Genomic DNA, 16,352 nt, shown 5'->3' with positions numbered 1-16,352 from the left:
TCCCGCCGCCCTCCCGTGTGAGCGGAGCCATGGCGGCGGCCGTCGGAAACAGCCGCCACGGGGGCGTCCGGCAGACCCGCCGGGTCGGCACGTCGACCGGGCCGGGCCGGTGCCGCACCGCGCACACCACTGACCTCCCCCCACTCACGCGTACAGATTCCGAGAGAGAAGAGCCGACATGAACATCTCGAAGACGCTCCGGGGGCGTGCCGCGACCGCGGTGTCCCTCACGGCGGTCCTGGCCCTCGGGGCCACCGCCTGCGGAGACGACGGCAGCGACTCCGGCACGGAGGGCAGCGGGAAGGGCGAGATCACCTTCTGGGACAACAACGGTGGCCCGCGCACCGCGATCTGGACCGAGATCATCAAGGACTTCGAGAAGAAGAACCCGGACATCGAGGTCACGTACGTCCCGATCCCGATCGCCGACGTCCAGTCGAAGTACGACACGGCCATCGCGGGCGGCGGGCTGCCCGACGTCGGCGGCGTCGGCACCGCGTACCTGGCGAGCATGGTCTCCCAGGAGGCCCTGGAGCCGGTCAACGACCGGCTGGACGGGTCACCGCTGAAGGGCAAGCTCGTCGAGGGCATGGTCGAGAGCGTCAGAGCCGCGGCCGGGCGGGGCGACGACCTGTACTCCGTGCCCACCTCCGCGAACAACGGCGCGCTCTGGTACCGCACCGACCTGTTCGAGAAGGCCGGCCTGGACGCGCCCACGACCTGGCCCAAGTTCTACGAGGCCGCCGACAAGCTGACGGACGCGAAGAACAACAAGTTCGGCTACACCATCCGCGGCGGCGCGGGCTCCATCGCCCAGGCCCTGGACGCGATCTACGGCCAGACCGGCATCACGGAGTTCTGGGACGGCGACACGACGACCCTGAACGACCCGAAGAACGTCGCCGCGCTGGAGAAGTACGCCGCTCTCTTCAAGAAGACGACGCCCTCCGCCGACGTCAACAACGACTTCACCAAGATGGTCGCCCAGTGGGACTCCGGCACCATCGGGATGCTCAGCCACAACCTCGGTTCCTACCAGGACCACGTGAAGGCCCTCGGCGAGGACAAGTTCGCCGGGATACCCGCCCCCATCGGGGAGGGCGGCACGCGCGTCCAGGTCTCCAACCCCGTCGACGGTCTCGGCCTGTTCCGCTCCAGCAAGAACAAGAACGCGGCCTGGAAGTTCATCGAGTTCGCGGCCTCCCACGAGTCGAACAGCAAGTGGAACGAGTCGGCCGGAGCCATCCCCGCCAACACCGAGGCGGCCAAGGACCCGTGGATCGGTGAGACCGAGCCGACCGCCCTCGCGGCGAAGGCCCTCACCGACGGCTCCACCAAGATCGTCGACCTCCCGTACTACCTGCCCGACTGGAACAACATCAGCAAGGCCGACAACGAGCCGGAGTTCCAGAAGCTGCTCCTCGGCAAGGTCACGGCCAAGGCCTTCCTGGACAAGATGGCCGAAGAGCTGAACGCCGCCCAGAAGGAATGGAAGGAACTGGGCAACGGCTGACCCGGCCGTCGTCCCCCCGGGGACGACACCTTCCGTCCTTCACGGACGGACCCCCTGACCGGGGGACCGGCGGCGGTCCGGGTCGCACCCCGCCGCCGGTTCCCCACCCCCCCCGGGCACCACCTCAGTTCGTCCCCCGAGAGAGGCAGTGGACCTGTGTCACTCACCCGCAGACGGACGGCGGCCGCGCTCCTCGCGCTGCCCCTCGCCCTCAGCGCCACCCCCGCATTCGCCCACGGCGGCGGGCCCCGGCCCCGTACGCTCCACATCGCAGGCGACTCGACGGCGGCGCAGAAGTACGCCGACGCCGCTCCCGAGACCGGGTGGGGCATGGCCCTCCCGTTCTTCCTCGGACACGGCCTCACCATCGCCAACCACGCGATGAACGGCCGCAGTTCCAAGAGCTTCATCGACGAGGGGCGCCTCACCGCCCTCCTCGACGGCGTCCGCCCGGGCGACCTCGTCCTCATCCAGTTCGGCCACAACGACGAGAAGACCGAGGACCCGGCCCGCGGCACCGACCCGTACACCACGTACCAGGAGTACCTGCGCCAGTACGTCAAGGGCGCCCGCGCCCGGCGCGCCGAGCCCGTGCTGATCACTCCGGTGGAACGGCGGCGCTTCGCCGAGGACGGCACGGCGAAACCCACCCACGGGGAGTACCCCGCGGCGATGCGCGCCCTGGCATCCGAGGACCGCGTGGCCCTGATCGACATGCAGGCGATCTCGCTCGCCCGCTGGCAGGAACTCGGCCCCGACGGGACCGAGGCGTACTTCAACTGGCTGGAGCCCGGCGAGTCGCCGAACTACCCCGACGGCCGCCAGGACAACACCCACTTCCGCCCCGAGGGCGCGATCGAGGTGGCCAGGATGACGGCCCGCGCCCTGCTCGACCGGCGTGTGCTCGCTCCTCGCGACCTGCGGCGCCTCGACGCCGAGGTCCCCGCGGAACGGATCACCTGGCCGCAGGCCTGATCCTGCGCCCCTCGCGGCCGGCGTCCCCGGCCGCCCGCCCGACCCGGATCTCCTCCACTTCTTCCACGTACGACAGTTAGGGATCAGCCATGCCCGCACGTATGAGACACACCCGCGCCATCGCCGTGGTCCTCGGCGCCGCCTCGCTCGCCCTCGCCGTGAGCGTCCCCGCCCAGGCGACCGGCCACGGAAGGGGCATCGAGCGTTCCGTGCTCCCGGCCGGTGACGGCTGGGCCTCCGCCGAGGGGTCGACCACCGGCGGAGCGAACGCCACCCCCGACCACGTCTACACCGTCACCAACCGGGCCGAGCTCATCGCGGCCTTCGAGGAGGCGGGCGACGCACCGAAGATCATCAGGATCGCCGGCACCATCCACGGCAACTCCGACGCCGAGGGCACCCCGATCGGCTGCGAGGCGTACCAGCAGGACGGCTACACCCTGGACAAGTACCTCGCGGCCTACGACCCGGCCGTCTGGGGCACGGACGAGGTTCCCTCGGGTCCCCTCGAGGACGCCCGGGTGGCCTCCGCCGCGCTGCAGGCCGCCGCGGTCAACGTGAACGTCCCCTCCCACACCACCCTCGTCGGGGTGGGCAAGGACGCCACGGTCATCGGCGCAAGCCTCCAGGTCAAGGGCGTCTCCGACGTCATCGTCCGCAACATCTCCTTCGAGGACACCTACGACTGCTTCCCGCAGTGGGACCCCACCGACGGCGAGACCGGCCACTGGAACTCCGAGTACGACAACCTGGTCGTCCACGGCTCCACCCACGTCTGGGTCGACCACAACACCTTCAGTGACGGCGACCGCCCCGACTCCGAGCAGCCCCGCTACTTCGGTGAGCTCTACCAGCAGCACGACGGCCTCTTCGACATCGTGCGCGGCGCCGACCTCGTCACCGTCTCGTGGAACGTCCTCAAGGACCACGACAAGACGATGCTCATCGGCAACAGCGACAGCGCCGGGGCCACCGACAGCGGTCACCTGCGGGTGACGCTCCACCACAACCTGTTCAAGGACGTCAACGAGCGCGCGCCGCGCGTCCGCTTCGGACAGGTCGACTCCTACAACAACCACTTCGTCGCCACCACAGGCAGCGTCTACGGCTACAGCTACGGCATCGGGAAGGAGTCCGCGCTGGTCGCCGAGTCCAACGCCTTCACCCTCGGCTCCGGCTTCGACCAGGCCAAGATCCTGAAGAAGTGGTCCGAGTCCTCCCTCACGGCGGGCGACAACTACGTCAACGGACGCAAGACCGACCTGATCGCCGTGCACAACGCGGGTGTGCCCGCCGAACAGCTCACCTCGGGCGCCGGCTGGACCCCGACGCTGCGCACCAAGGTGAACCACCCGCTCGTCGTCCCGCTCCTGGTGGGACTCGGCGCCGGGGCCGGCAAGCCGCTGGTCCGCTGACCCACCCGCCCCACCGCCCCACCAAGAACCGGCCGGAGCGGCACCGCACCCTTCCACCACCCCGGAAGGCGCCGCTCCGGCCTGCCTCTCCTCGCCATGCCTCCCTTCGCAAGGAGTACGCAATGCCCAGCAGACGCAGCGCGCTGACCCTCTTCGCGGGGGCGGGCGCCGCCCTGGCCCTCGGCACCCCCGGCGCCCACGCCCGGCCCGCGCACCCCCGCCCCTTCGGCCGCCACGGCTCGCCGGCGCGCCGCCTGAACGCCCTGACGCTGTACGTCGATCCGCACGGCAGGGGCGACTTCACCGACGTACGGTCCGCGCTCGGCGCGGCCACCGGCACCGGCCGGACCCTGGTGATCGCCCCCGGCACCTACCGGGGCAAACTCTCGGTCCCCGCCGAGCGCACGGACCTGACGCTGATCGGGGCGAGCGGCGACCCCCGCGACACCGTCCTCGTCCACGACGACGCCGCCGGCACCCCGAAGCCCGACGGCTCCGGCACCCTGGGCACCAGCGGATCCGCCTCCGTCACCGTCCAGGCCGCCGGCTTCACGGCCCGCGACGTGACCTTCGCCAACGACTGGCTGCGCTCCGACAACCCGGAGTACACCGGCACCCAGGCCGTCGCCGTCAAGGTCCAGGGCGACCGCTCGGCGTTCCACGGCTGCCGCTTCCTCGGCCACCAGGACACCCTCTACGCCGACACCCTCGCCCTCACCGCCTTCGCCCGCCAGTACTACAGCGACTGCTACGTCGAGGGCGACGTCGACTTCGTCTTCGGCCGCGCCACCGCGGTCTTCGACCGCTGCCACTTCCGCACCCTGACCCGCACCGACCTGGCCGGGGCCCCGTACGGCTTCGTCTTCGCACCCAGCACCGCCGGGGCCAACCCGCACGGCTACCTGGTCCAGCGCTCCGTCGTCACCAGCACCGCTCCCGACGGCCACTACAAGCTGGCCCGACCCTGGGTGCCCTCATCGGACCTCACCGCGCACCCCATGCTGACCGTCCGCGAGAGCGTCCTCGGCGCGGGCATCGACACCGACGAGCCGTACGGCACGATGTCCTCCGGCTTCCCCTGGCAGGAGCAGCGCTTCGCCGAGTACCGCAACGCCGGCCCCGGCGCGCGTGTCACCGTCCCCGCCAACCGGCCGCAGCTGAGCCGCTCCGAGGCCCGCGCCCGCACCGCGGCGGACCACCTCGGCGACTGGCGCCCGTACGCGTGACGTCCGGGATCACCCGGGGCGTGCTCCCGGACTTCTACGAGCGGCTGAAGGACGAACTGACCTTCCCGCTCTCCTGGGAGCGCTCCGGGACGCGCGACTTCCCGGCGTGGCGCGCGGAGGCGCGCGCCGCGGTCGGCGAGGCCCTGCTCCAGCCGCCGGGCCCCGGACCCGAACCCTTCGATCCGGTGACCGCCGACGCCCGTGACGCCGGACCGTACACCGCCCGCACCGTGGAGTTCGCCCTCAGCAGGTACGGCAGGGCGCGGGGCTCCCTCCTCGTGCCGCACGGGCCGGGCCCCTTCCCGGCGGTCCTGGTCCTGCACGACCACGGCTCGGAGTTCGCGATCGGCCGCGAGAAGGCCGTACGGCCGTGGTCGGACCCGGACCGCCTCGCGCGCGCCACCGCATGGGCGGCCCGGCACTACGGCGGCCGGTTCACCGGGGACGCACTGGCCGCCCGCGGCTACGCCGTACTCGCCGTGGACACCCTCGGCTGGGGAGACCGGGGGCCGCTCGCGTACGAGGACCAGCAGGCCCTGGCCGCCAACCTCCTCCAGCTGGGCACCTCACCCGCCGGCCTCGCCGCCCACGAGGACATCCGCGCCGCGGCCTTCCTCGCCTCGCTGCCCGAGGTCGACGAACGGCGCGTGGGCGCCCTGGGGTTCTCCATGGGCGCCTACCGCGCCTGGCAGCTGTCCGCCCTGTCCGGCCACATCCGCGCGGCGGCCGCCGTCTGCTGGATGACGAGCCTGCGCGAGATGCTGGTCCCGGGCGACCACACCCTGCGCGGCCAGTCCGCGTACTTCATGCTCCACCCGGGCCTCAACCGCCTCCTCGACATCCCGGACGTGGCCTCCCTCGCCGTCCCGAAACCCGCGCTGTTCCTGGCGGGCGGCGCGGACCGTCTCTTCCGGCCCACCGGGGTCACCGCCGCCTACCGGACACTGCGCGCGGTCTGGGAGTCCCAGGGCGCGGGCGACCGCCTCACCACCGAGATCTGGCCGGGCCAGGGGCACGCGTTCGGGAGGGGCATGCAGGAGGCGGTGTTCGGGTGGCTGGACCGGTATCTCGGCCGCCGGACCACCGAAGGGTGAGGACGAGACGGGACCGGTCGGGCCGAGGACTCCGGCCTGGGACACCGCCCCGCACCGGGCGGGTCCGGTCCTGCCCAGCGCGCCGCTGTGCTAGCTGCTGTGCCGAGGGCGGGCGGCGGCCTTCCTGGCGGCCCTGGTTCTCGGCGACCCCGGCACGCCGTCCTCCTTCTCCACGTCGGCTTCCGCCGAGGACGCCTTCCTGGCCGCGGTCTTCTTCACGGTCTTCCTGCCGGAGGCCCTCCTGCTCTCCGGGGCCGTGGCGCCGGAGGCCTTCTTCCTGGCCGGGCTCGTCCTCTTCGCGGGGGCCGGGCGGCGTGGCCGGTCCGGCGTGGTGTCGTCACCCTCCGGGGCCCGGCGCCGACGGCGGGCGACCGGGCGCTCGCGTGCCCTCTCCGCCTCGTCCTCCGTGTTCCGGTCCCCGGCGATCCCGCCGGCCTCCTCGACCGCGTCCGCGGCGCTCCGGCCCACGTCGCCGACGGCCGTGCCCGCTTTCTCGCCGACGCCCTCCACCGCGCTGCCCGCACCGCTGCCGACGGATTCGACCGCCGTCCCGGCTCCCCGGCCCACCTCGCTCACGGCCGCGCCCGCGCCCGCGCCCAGCTCTCCCGCGGCCCGGCCGGTGCCGGCCCCGACGTCCTGGACCGCCGCGCCCACCCCGCGGGTCAGCTGTTCGAGGATCTGCGGGTTGCGGTCCACCGTGGCCAGCAGCCGGGTGACGACGGCGGCGATGTGGTGGAGCCGCACCTTGAGCTGCGCCTGGACGTCCACTCCCTCGATGTCCAGCTGGACCCGTCCGAGCTTCACGTCCGCCCCGACGTTCAGTTTGAGGAGGTCCAGCACCTCCGCCTGGAGGGAGACGTGGGCCTCCAGGTCGTCGACCTCCAGCCCCAGCTCGTCCACGTGGAGGGAGGGAACGTCCAGGAAGACATCTGACGGGCCCTCATCGGGGTCCTCGTCCCCCGGGACGACGATCTCTGCATCCGGGTCCCGGGCTTCGCTGCCGGTGCTGTCGGAGCTGGGCATGGCGTGCGCACATCCTCGGTCGGTTCCCCGAGCCTGCTTCTCCTGTCCCAGTGTCGACCGGCGGAAACCATGACGCAATCGCCGGTGCCGGTACCGGTGCAGCGCGCCCGCCCCCGCCGGCCCGGGTGCACCGGGCCGGCGGAGGCGGACCGTACTCAGGTGACGCCCGCCGGTTCCCTAGTCGTAGCTGAGGTCCGACGCCGTGTAGCGGCAGTACGTGCCGTCCGGGCCGCTGCCCGTCTCCTTCGGCTCGGCGCCCGTGTTGTTGCCGGTGTAGCGGACGCAGGGCTTGATCTTCTTGCTGCTGTCGCCGTGGATCCGCACCGAACGCAGTGCGGCGGTGTCCCCGTAGTTGGTGTTGATGCCGACCAGGGACTTGCCCGGCGCGGTGACGTCCACGTCGGTCACGATGATCTCGCGCTTGTACTGCTTGGAGCAGTTGCCGCAGGACCGGACGAGCTTGCCGAAGTCGGCGACCTGGAACTTCGTGACGACCAGCTTGCCCGCGCCGTTGAACTGGAAGACCTTGTCCGAGGCCTTCTTCGCGCCGCCGCCGTACACCGTGTAGACGGAGCCGGTCGACGTGCCCTTGAAGGACGCGGCGTCCTCGCCGACGTCCTCCCACCAGACGTTCTGGATCGTGCAGCTGCCGGAGCAGTGGACACCGTCGGCGGCGGGCGAGCCCAGGATGACGTTCTTGAGCGTCGCCCCGTCGGCCAGCTCGAAGATCGGGTCCTGTCCTTCGTCCTGTCCGTCCCCGCCGAGGTCGCCGCTCCCGTAGAAGCGCTTCAGCGAGCCGTCGTACGTCCCCGAGACCTCGATGGTCTTCGAGACGGCCTGGGTGCCGGTGGCGCTGGGCCAGGCGGGCACCGCTGCCGTGGCGGCACCCGCGGGCTGCACCATCAGGTTCGTGGCCAGGGCGGCGCCGGTGAGAACCAGGGCGGCGGTCAGTGCGGTCGCCATGCGGCGCTTGCCGGGCCTGCGCCGATGCGTGTGCGCTCGTTCGTTCATGGTCGTCGGTCCCGTTTCCTAGGGGGTGGGGGATGGTGGTGCGCTCCTGGGTCGCCACCGCCCGCGAAAGGGTTGCCGTATAGAGGAAGTGTTTCCACGGGTCCGTCCGTGTGACGTCCGGTACCCCGTGACCCGCCGCCCGCGCCGTGAGCTCAGCGGGTCTCCGTGAAGTCGCCGCCCACCGAGGTCAGTCGGTCCGCCGTGCGCCCCCGCGCCGTGTAGTCGTCCCGCCCCGTGTCGCGGGTCCCCTCCGCGTGGTTGTACTGCCCGGCGAAGGTGTGCGTACCGGCCGGCACGTCCCGGCCCGGCTTGAGCGTCCAGCGGTAGACGAGGAAACCGTCCTCCTCGCGGGCCGACGCCACGAAGTCCGTCTCCGGCAGGGAGCGCCAGGAACCGGTGGTGTTCACCCCGCCGTTCAGGGCGATCCTCAGCTCCACGGTGAGCTCCGACAGCGGCCGGGTCGTCTTGACCAGCACCTCGCTCTGCGCCCAGTAGGCGTTGCTGTTCGGGTTCAGCGAACCGTCCGACCACAGCGGGCCGCTCCCCGAGGGCAGTTCGCCGCCCCGGCCGGCCGAGGGGGACTCCGTGCGGGGCTGCGCCGGCCCGGCGGCCACCCGCTGCCCGCCCGCCGGCTCCTCCCGGCCCGCCGACGTGACCGCGAAGGCACCAGCCGTCAGGATCCCGCACACCGCAGCCGTAGCTCCGGCGACCCGCAGCCACGGCATGGGGGAGCGCGGGGCGCGCGCGGCACGGGCGGGCGGTTCCTCGGCCATGCCGCGCTCGATCCGGGCCAGCATCCGCGCCCGGTCGGGGCGGTGCGAAGCGGCGGCCGTGCGCAGCCGCTCCCGCAGGTCCTCGTCCATCACTGCCTTCCTCCGGTGCGCTGCCCGGCGGCCGCCACCTGTACCTGTGCCGCGGGGGTCTCGGGACCGAGCAGCCGCTGGAGTTCCGCCACACCGCGCGAGGTCTGGCTCTTCACCGTACCGACCGAGATCCCGAGGACCAGAGCGGTGTCCCGTTCGGACAGGTCGAAGGCGTGCCGCAGCACCACGCACGCGCGCTTGCGGAACGGCAGCCGCCGCAGGGCGCCCTGGACGTCCACCACCGCCGACACGTCGGGTCCGTCCGCCGCCCAGCCGTCGCCGGACCCGCGGGGTGCCCAGAACAGGGCGATCCTCCGGCGCTCCCGCACCGCGCTGCGGATGCGCGTGCGGGCCAGGTTGGCGACGACCCCTCGCGCGTAGGCCGCCGGGTGGTCGGCGCCCCTGACCCGGTCCCAGCGGTGCCAGAGCGCCATGAGCGCGTCGGCGGCCAGGTCGTCCGCCGCATCGGCCTCGCCCGTCAGCAGATGGGCGAGCCGGGCGAGTTCGGCGTAGTGCGCCTCGAAGAACGCACGGAACTCGGCAGCAGCAGCATCATCCACGACTGTGCCCACGGGTACCTCTCCTCCGGACGGGATCCCTGCGCGCCCGAACGGACTGTGTACGTTCCCAGTTCCGTTCGCGGGGCGAGAGCGTACCAATGCGTGCCCCCGGAAGCGCTTCGACGCGTGTGCGCCTCCAGTAAGGCGCACCAGGGCGAAAACCTGAACCCCCCTGCGCCGGGAGGAAGTCCCGGAGGGGGTCCGGACCGGCCGGATCCGGCCCCTCCATGGACCTCCGGTGCCGGCGGCGCGGAGGCGGGACGCGCGTGCGGGACCACGCAAGACGTAACACGGGGAAAACCTGAAATCGCTCCGGCCGGTGAACAATCCGGCTGACCGCCGCGTGATCCGTACAGCCGTACAGCCGTACAGCCCGTAGCCCGTAGCCCGTAGCCCGTAGCCCGTAGCCCGTACCCCCGTACACCCGTACGCAAGGAGGAGTGCCATGCCTGACAGACCTGATCCCACCCCGCCCGTGAGCAGGACCGAGGACCCCGTGGGCCCGACCCCCACCGTCCCGGCGCCCGCCGTGTCCCCGGAGGCCGTGTCCCCGGCAGGGCCGCGCGGCGCGGTCGACCGCTACTTCGCCATCAGCGCACGCGGCTCGGACTTCGGGCGCGAGATACGCGGCGGCTTCGCCACCTTCTTCACGATGGCCTACATCCTGGTGCTCAACCCGATCATCCTCGGCTCGGCCGAGGACAAGTTCGGCAACCACCTCTCGGGGCCCCAACTCGTCACCGCGACCGCCCTGGTGGCCGCGGTGATGACCGTCGCCATGGGCGTCGGCGGCAATCTGCCGCTCGCCCTCGCCGCGGGGCTCGGTCTCAACGCCGTCGTCGCCTTCCAGCTCGCGCCCCTGATGAGCTGGCCCGACGCGATGGGGCTCATCGTCATCGAGGGCCTGCTGATCTGCGTCCTCGTGGTCACCGGGCTGCGCGAGGCGATCATGCACGCGATCCCCTCGTCCCTGAAGCAGGCCATCGGCGTCGGCATCGGGCTCTTCATCGCGTTCATCGGCTTCGTCGACGCCGGCTTCGTCACCCGCATCCCCGGCGAGACCGGTTCCGTCCCCGTCCAGCTCGGTGCCACCGGGCAGCTCTCCGGGTGGCCGGTCCTGGTCTTCTGCCTCGGTGTGCTGCTGACCGTCGCGCTCCTCGCCCGCAAGGTGAAGGGCGCCATCCTCATCGGCATCGTGGTGACGACCGTCGTGGCCGTGGTCGTCGACAGGATCGCCGACATCGCTCCCACCGCCTGGGGCCTGACGGTGCCCACCGTCCCCGAGGACCTGGTGGCCGCGCCGGACTTCGGCCTGATCGGCTCGTTCAGCCTCTTCGGGGCGTTCGAGCACGTCGGCGTCGTCACCCTCGTGCTGCTCGTCTTCACCCTGCTGCTCAGTGACTTCTTCGACACCATGGGCACCGTGCTCGGCGTCTCCCAGGAGGCTGGACTCCTCGACGAGGACGGCAAGGTGCCGCATCTGGGCCGGGTCCTCCTCATCGACGGCGCGGCGGCCGTCGCGGGCGGCGCTGCCTCCGCCTCCTCCGCCACGTCCTACGTCGAGTCCGCCGCGGGTGTCGGCGAAGGCGCCCGTACGGGCTTCGCCTCGCTGGTCACCGGCGGACTCTTCGCCGTGGCGCTGTTCCTCACGCCGCTGGCCACGATCGTGCCCTCCCAGGCCGCGGCACCCGCGCTGGTCGCGGTCGGCTTCCTGCTGATGGCGCAGGTGCGGCACATCGACTGGGAGAAGTACGAGATCGCCATCCCGGCCTTCCTCACCATCGCGGTGATGCCGTTCACGTACTCGATGACCAACGGCATCGGCGCGGGCTTCGTCGCCTACGTCGTGATCAAGGCCGTCATCGGCAAGGCGAGGGAGGTCCACTGGCTGCTCTGGGCCACCGCGGCCCTGTTCGCGGTGTACTTCGCCATCGACCCGGTCGAGCAGCTCCTCGGGGCGAAGTAGGCCCCCGGCCCGAGGACGGTCCGTCCGCCACCGCCCGGCCGGGCGGTGGCGGACGGGCTCACCCCTTGAGCGCCGCCTTCATCATCTTCTGCGCGATCGGCGCGGCAAGGCCGTTGCCGCTGACCTCGGAGCGGGCCGCCCCGGAGTCCTCGACGACCACCGCGACAGCCACCTGCTTGCCGGTGGAGTCGTCCTTCGCGTACGAGGTGAACCAGGCGTACGGGGTGTTGCTGTTGTCCACGCCGTTCTGCGCGGTCCCCGTCTTGCCGCCCACCTCGGCGCCGTCGATCCTGGCGTTGCTTCCGGTGCCCTCGTCCACGACGGTGACCATCGCACTGCGCAGCTGCTCCGCCGTCGACTCCTTCACGACCCGCTCGGTGTCGCCGTCCGGGTACTCCTGCAGCGTGGAGCCGTCGGCGTCCGTCACCTTGGAGACCATGTGCGGCGAGGCCAGCTCACCGCCGTTGCTGAGGGCCGCGGAGACCATGGCCATCTGCATCGGGGTGGCGGTCACCTCGAACTGCCCGATGCCCGTCAGCGCGGTCTGCGCCTTGTCCATGTCCTTCGGATAGACGCTCTCGGACGCCCGCACGGGCACGTCCAGCTCCTTCGTGTCGAAACCGAAGGCGTCCGCCATCGCCTTCAGCTTGTCCTGGCCCAGATCGGCCGCGACCTTCGCGAACACGTTGTTGCAGGAGTACTGGAGCGCGGTGCGCAGCGTGGCGTTCTCGCAGGGCGCCGAGAGGTTCTCGTTCTTCAGGACCGTGCTCGTGCCCGGCAGGGTGTAGGGGTCGGGGCTGTCCGTGGCCTCGTCGACCGAGCCGTACAGGCCGTTCTCCAGGGCCGCCGCGGCCACCACCAGCTTGAACGTGGAACCGGGCGGCAGCGGCTGCCGCAGCGCCCGGTTGACCAGCGGCTTGCTCGTGTCGCCGAGCAGCTTCTGCCAGGCGTCGGCGTCCCCCGTCCCGCTGATGTCGGAGGGGTCGTACGAGGGGGAGGAGACCATCCCCAGGATCCGCCCGGTCTCCGGGTCCATCGCGACGGCCGCGCCCCGGTCGTCGCCGAGCGCCTCGTAGGCCGCCTTCTGGACGCCCGGGTCGATGGTCGTCAGCACGTCGCCCGGGGCCGTCTGCTTGCCGGTGATCAGATCCGCGGGATTCTTGAGCCGGTCGTCGGTGCCGTCGAGGACGTCGCTGTAGATGCCTTCGAGCTGGGTGGCCCCGTAGGCCTGCGAGCTGTAGCCGGTGACCGACGCGTACAGATCGCCCTGGGTGTAGGTGCGCTTGTAGCGGAGGTCGTCGCCGTCCGTCTCCTTCGAACCGGTGACCGGTGAGCCGGCCACGATGATGTCGCCGAGCGGCTGCGCGTACTGCGCGATCGTGTTCCGCCGGTTGTGTTCGTCGTCTGCGAGGGCCCGGCCGTCGTACGCCTGCACCCAGGTCGCCCGCACCAGCAGGGCGAGGACCATGAGCAGACAGAAGACCGAGGCGCGCCTGATCGTCTTGTTCATCCCGCTGGAGGGACGAACGGGGACACCTGGGGCGTTCCCGTTCGTGTTCCTTCTCACCGCTTTCTCAGGCACGCCGCGCCGGGACCGGTGCGGCGTGCCGGGCGGTCAGAGCCTGCGGGTCGCGAGGGTGAGCCGGTCGCGGGCGTCGAACAGGGCGTCCTTGACCATCTGCTCGTGCGCCGGGGTGAGCCGGGCTACCGGCACCGAGCAGCTGATCGCGTCGCGCGACGGGGTGCGGTACGGGATCGCGACACCGAAGCAGCGCAGCCCCAGGGTGTTCTCCTCGCGGTCCACCGCGTATCCCTGCTCGCGGATGACGTGCAGCTCCTCGATCAGCTTCTCGCGGTCGGTGAGGGTGTGCTCGGTCAGGGCCGGCAGGGTCTCCGGCAGCATCTTGCGGACCTGCTCGTCGCTGTGGGTCGCCAGGAGCGCCTTGCCGAGCGAGGTGGAGTGGGCGGGCAGCCTGCGGCCCACGCGGGTGAAGGGGCGCAGGTAGTGCTGGGACTGCCGGGTGGCGAGGTACACCACGTTCGTCCCGTCCAGCCGGGCCAGGTGGATGGTCTCCGTGGTGTCGTCGGAGAGCCGGTCCAGGGTGGGTCGGGCGGCGGCGACGACCTCGTCGCCGTCGATGTACGAGGTGCCGACGAGCAGGGCCCGCACGCCGATCCCGTACCGCGTGCCCGTGGCGTCGGTCTCCACCCAGCCGAGCTCCACCAGGGTGCGCAGCAGCATGTAGAGGCTGGACTTCGGGTAGCCGACGGCCTCCTGCACAGCTGCCAGCGAGTGCATCCCGGGGCGCCCCGCGAAGTATTCGAGGAGTTCCACCGTCCGTACCGCGGACTTGACCTGTGCCCCACCGGGCTCACCGACCGACATCCCTTATGCCCCTTCCAGCCTTCTTGTACGACCCTGCGACTTCTTGCCAACACGGAGCGCCCGGAAATAGAGTTCCCGTGTATTCACGTTCAGGAACGCTGTTCAGAATACCGAACAACTTCTCCTGTGTGGCAGTGGAACCGGAAGGAATCACGGTGGCAGCAGCACCAGTCTGGAGCGTCGACCCCCGTACGGGGAACCCGCGTGAGCAGGTTGCGGTGGAGGCTACAGCGGAGGAGGTCGACCGTGCGGTCCGGGCGGCGCACGCCGTTCGCGGGGCGCTGGCCGACCGCACCGTGCGCGCCGCGTTCCTCCGCACCGCGGCCGACCTCCTCGCAGAGGCCCAGGACCGCGTCGTCGAGGCGGCCGACGCGGAGACCGCGCTGGGCCCGGCCCGGCTGACCGGTGAACTCGCGCGCACGGCCGCCCAGCTGAGGGCCTTCGCCGAGGTCGTCGACGAGGGTGCCTACCTCGACATCCACATCGACCACGAGGACGGCAGCCGGACGCCGCCCTGGCCGGACCTGCGCCGCTACAAGATCCCGCTCGGCGTCGTCGCCGTGTACGCCGCCAGCAACTTCCCGCTCGCCTTCTCCGTCCCCGGCGGCGACACCGCGAGCGCGCTCGCCGCGGGCTGCCCGGTCGTCGTCAAGGCGCACCCCGACCACCCCGCGACGTCGGAGATCTGCGCCTCGCTGCTGCGCAGGGCCGCCGCGCAGAACGGCCTTCCCGAGGACGTCCTGACCGTGGTCCACGGCTTCGACGCGGGTGTCGAGCTGGTGAAGCATCCGCTCGTCTCCGCCGCCGGTTTCACCGGATCGGTCCGCGGCGGCCGCGCCCTCTTCGACGCGGCGGCGGCCCGGCCCACCCCGATCCCCTTCCACGGCGAGCTCGGCTCACTCAACCCCGTGGTCGTCACCGAGGCGGCCGCCGCCGAACGCGGCGAGCAGATCGGCGCCGGACTCGGCGGCTCGATGACCATGGGTGCCGGACAGTTCTGCACCAAGCCCGGCTTCGTGTTCGCCCCCTCCGGTGAGGCGGGCGACCAGCTGCTCAAGTCGCTGACGGAGACGGTCAGCGGCACGGGCGCCGGAGTCATGCTCGACCACCGCATGCGGGACGCCTTCGTGCGGGGGGTGGCCGAACGGGCCGAGCTCCCCGACGTCGAGGCCCCGGTCACCCCGGGCGCTGGCGGCGAGCACACGGTCTCCCCGGGCTTCCTCACCGTGCCGGCGCAGCGCCTGGCCCAGGAGGGGCCGCACGACGCGCTCCTGGAGGAGTGCTTCGGTCCGGTCACCGTCGTCGCGCGGTACGACTCGCCGGACGAGATCACCGCCGTGCTCTCCCGGCTGCCCGGCAACCTCACCGCCACCCTCCAGATCGCCACGGAGGAGGCCGACGGCAGCGCGGCCGGCCTGCTGGCCGAGCTCACCCCGGTGGCCGGACGCGTCCTGGTCAACGGCTGGCCGACCGGCGTCGCCGTCGCGCCCGCCCAGCACCACGGCGGCCCCTACCCGGCCACCACCTCCACCTCCACGTCGGTCGGCGCCACCGCGATCGAGCGCTGGCTGCGGCCGGTCAGCTACCAGTCGACGCCCGAGGCCCTGCTGCCCCCGGAGCTCCGCGAGGACAACCCGCAGGGCCTCCCGCGACGGGTCGACGGGCGGCGCGCATGACGGCGGCGATGCGGCTCCCCGAACTCCCCTTCGCCCTCGAACCGGCCGGTCCCGAGGGCGGGTGGACGTACGCCGACGGCCTGCTGACGGGCTCGGCCGGCGCGAAGCAGGACCGTTTCGTCCCGCCCGGCGGCGACAGTACGGAGCCCGCCTCCGACGCGCCGCGCCTGCTGGGAGCGGCGCCCGAGGGCGACTTCCAGCTGATCGCCCGGGTGGACGTCGGCTTCGCCGCCGCCTTCGACGCGGGGGTCCTCTACCTCCACGTCGGGGAGCGGGACTGGGCGAAGCTCTGCCTGGAGCTCTCCCCGGAGCGCCCCACGGTCTGCACCGTGGTCACCCGGGGCCACTCCGACGACGTGAACTCCGCCGTCGTGGACGGGAACAGCCACTGGATGCGCCTCAGCCGCGTCGGCAGCAGCTTCGCCTTCCACGCCTCGGCGGACGGTGAGCGGTGGACCTTCGTCCGGGTCTTCACCCTCGGCACGGAGGAGGAGCGTGCGGCGGCCCGCATCGGCTTCCTCGTCCAGTCGCCCACGGGCGACGGGTGCACCGCGTCGTTCGACCGGATCGTCTTCCGGCCCACCGGCCTCGGCGATCTGCGCGACGGCAGCTGACATCCCGCGCACGCACGCACGGAGGGCCCG

At 72.0% G+C, this 16,352-nt stretch carries 14 protein-coding genes; 8 read left to right on the top strand and 6 right to left on the bottom strand.

Translation table 11 applies throughout. The annotated features are described in order from the left end of the window. Window positions 1-178 precede the first annotated feature (178 nt). From ACFC51_RS11075 to ACFC51_RS11055, 5 genes are all read left to right on the top strand, one after another. On the top strand, window positions 179-1,513 hold the full coding sequence (locus tag ACFC51_RS11075) for an ABC transporter substrate-binding protein (RefSeq protein WP_376370751.1): 1,335 nt from the start codon (window positions 179-181) through the stop codon (window positions 1,511-1,513). Window positions 1,514-1,669: 156 nt separating this feature from the next. Beyond that, window positions 1,670-2,488: a rhamnogalacturonan acetylesterase gene (locus ACFC51_RS11070; protein WP_376528178.1), complete on the top strand. Its 819-nt coding sequence runs from the start codon at window positions 1,670-1,672 to the stop codon at window positions 2,486-2,488. Window positions 2,489-2,577: 89 nt separating this feature from the next. After that, a complete protein-coding gene (locus tag ACFC51_RS11065) occupies window positions 2,578-3,903 on the top strand; it encodes a polysaccharide lyase family 1 protein (protein WP_376370755.1) in 1,326 nt (441 codons plus the stop codon). 122 nt (window positions 3,904-4,025) lie between these two features. After that, the gene (locus ACFC51_RS11060) at window positions 4,026-5,129 is read left to right on the top strand and encodes a pectinesterase family protein (RefSeq protein ID WP_376528175.1); all 1,104 of its coding nucleotides are present in this window, start codon (window positions 4,026-4,028) and stop codon (window positions 5,127-5,129) included. After that, entirely contained in the window at window positions 5,126-6,223 is a 1,098-nt protein-coding gene (locus ACFC51_RS11055; protein WP_376528172.1) for a dienelactone hydrolase family protein, read from the top strand. Before ACFC51_RS11060 ends, ACFC51_RS11055 begins: the two co-directional genes overlap by 4 nt. 90 nt (window positions 6,224-6,313) lie before the next feature. Here ACFC51_RS11055 and ACFC51_RS11050 read toward each other — a convergent pair whose 3' ends face one another. The 4 genes from ACFC51_RS11050 to ACFC51_RS11035 all read right to left on the bottom strand — a co-directional run bounded on the left by ACFC51_RS11050 (window position 6,314) and on the right by ACFC51_RS11035 (window position 9,692). Beyond that, window positions 6,314-7,246 carry a hypothetical protein gene (locus ACFC51_RS11050; RefSeq protein WP_376528169.1) on the bottom strand — a complete coding sequence of 311 codons (933 nt, stop codon included), beginning with the start codon at window positions 7,244-7,246 and terminating at the stop codon, window positions 6,314-6,316. 177 nt (window positions 7,247-7,423) lie between these two features. Further along, a complete protein-coding gene (locus tag ACFC51_RS11045; protein WP_376528167.1) occupies window positions 7,424-8,257 on the bottom strand; it encodes a pectate lyase in 834 nt (277 codons plus the stop codon). A gap of 152 nt (window positions 8,258-8,409) precedes the next feature. After that, window positions 8,410-9,120 (bottom strand): hypothetical protein, encoded by a 711-nt coding sequence (locus ACFC51_RS11040; RefSeq protein WP_376528164.1) that lies wholly within the window; start codon window positions 9,118-9,120, stop codon window positions 8,410-8,412. Then, on the bottom strand, window positions 9,120-9,692 hold the full coding sequence (locus ACFC51_RS11035) for a SigE family RNA polymerase sigma factor (RefSeq protein WP_376528162.1): 573 nt from the start codon (window positions 9,690-9,692) through the stop codon (window positions 9,120-9,122). The genes ACFC51_RS11040 and ACFC51_RS11035 overlap by 1 nt, the downstream gene beginning before the upstream one ends. A gap of 433 nt (window positions 9,693-10,125) precedes the next feature. Here ACFC51_RS11035 and ACFC51_RS11030 point away from each other — a divergent pair, with 433 nt between their 5' ends. Next, on the top strand, window positions 10,126-11,646 hold the full coding sequence (locus ACFC51_RS11030) for an NCS2 family permease (protein ID WP_376528159.1): 1,521 nt from the start codon (window positions 10,126-10,128) through the stop codon (window positions 11,644-11,646). 58 nt (window positions 11,647-11,704) lie between these two features. Here ACFC51_RS11030 and ACFC51_RS11025 read toward each other — a convergent pair whose 3' ends face one another. Further along, complete coding sequence (locus ACFC51_RS11025) at window positions 11,705-13,156, bottom strand: peptidoglycan D,D-transpeptidase FtsI family protein (RefSeq protein ID WP_376528156.1); 1,452 nt, start codon at window positions 13,154-13,156, stop codon at window positions 11,705-11,707. Between the two features lie 105 nt (window positions 13,157-13,261). Then, the gene (locus ACFC51_RS11020; RefSeq protein ID WP_376370768.1) at window positions 13,262-14,032 is read right to left on the bottom strand and encodes an IclR family transcriptional regulator; all 771 of its coding nucleotides are present in this window, start codon (window positions 14,030-14,032) and stop codon (window positions 13,262-13,264) included. A gap of 155 nt (window positions 14,033-14,187) precedes the next feature. Here ACFC51_RS11020 and ACFC51_RS11015 point away from each other — a divergent pair, with 155 nt between their 5' ends. Further along, window positions 14,188-15,708, top strand: coding sequence for an aldehyde dehydrogenase (NADP(+)) (locus ACFC51_RS11015; RefSeq protein WP_376528153.1), 1,521 nt, complete (start codon window positions 14,188-14,190; stop codon window positions 15,706-15,708). Between the two features lie 8 nt (window positions 15,709-15,716). Continuing rightward, window positions 15,717-16,322: a DUF1349 domain-containing protein gene (locus ACFC51_RS11010; protein WP_376370824.1), complete on the top strand. Its 606-nt coding sequence runs from the start codon at window positions 15,717-15,719 to the stop codon at window positions 16,320-16,322. Window positions 16,323-16,352 lie beyond the last annotated feature (30 nt).

This window comes from Streptomyces sp. NPDC055962, assembly GCF_042270185.1.
Lineage (GTDB): Bacteria > Actinomycetota > Actinomycetes > Streptomycetales > Streptomycetaceae > Streptomyces.
Note: the sequence above shows the minus strand (reverse complement) of the source record. Positions and strands in the feature narration are given on the sequence as shown.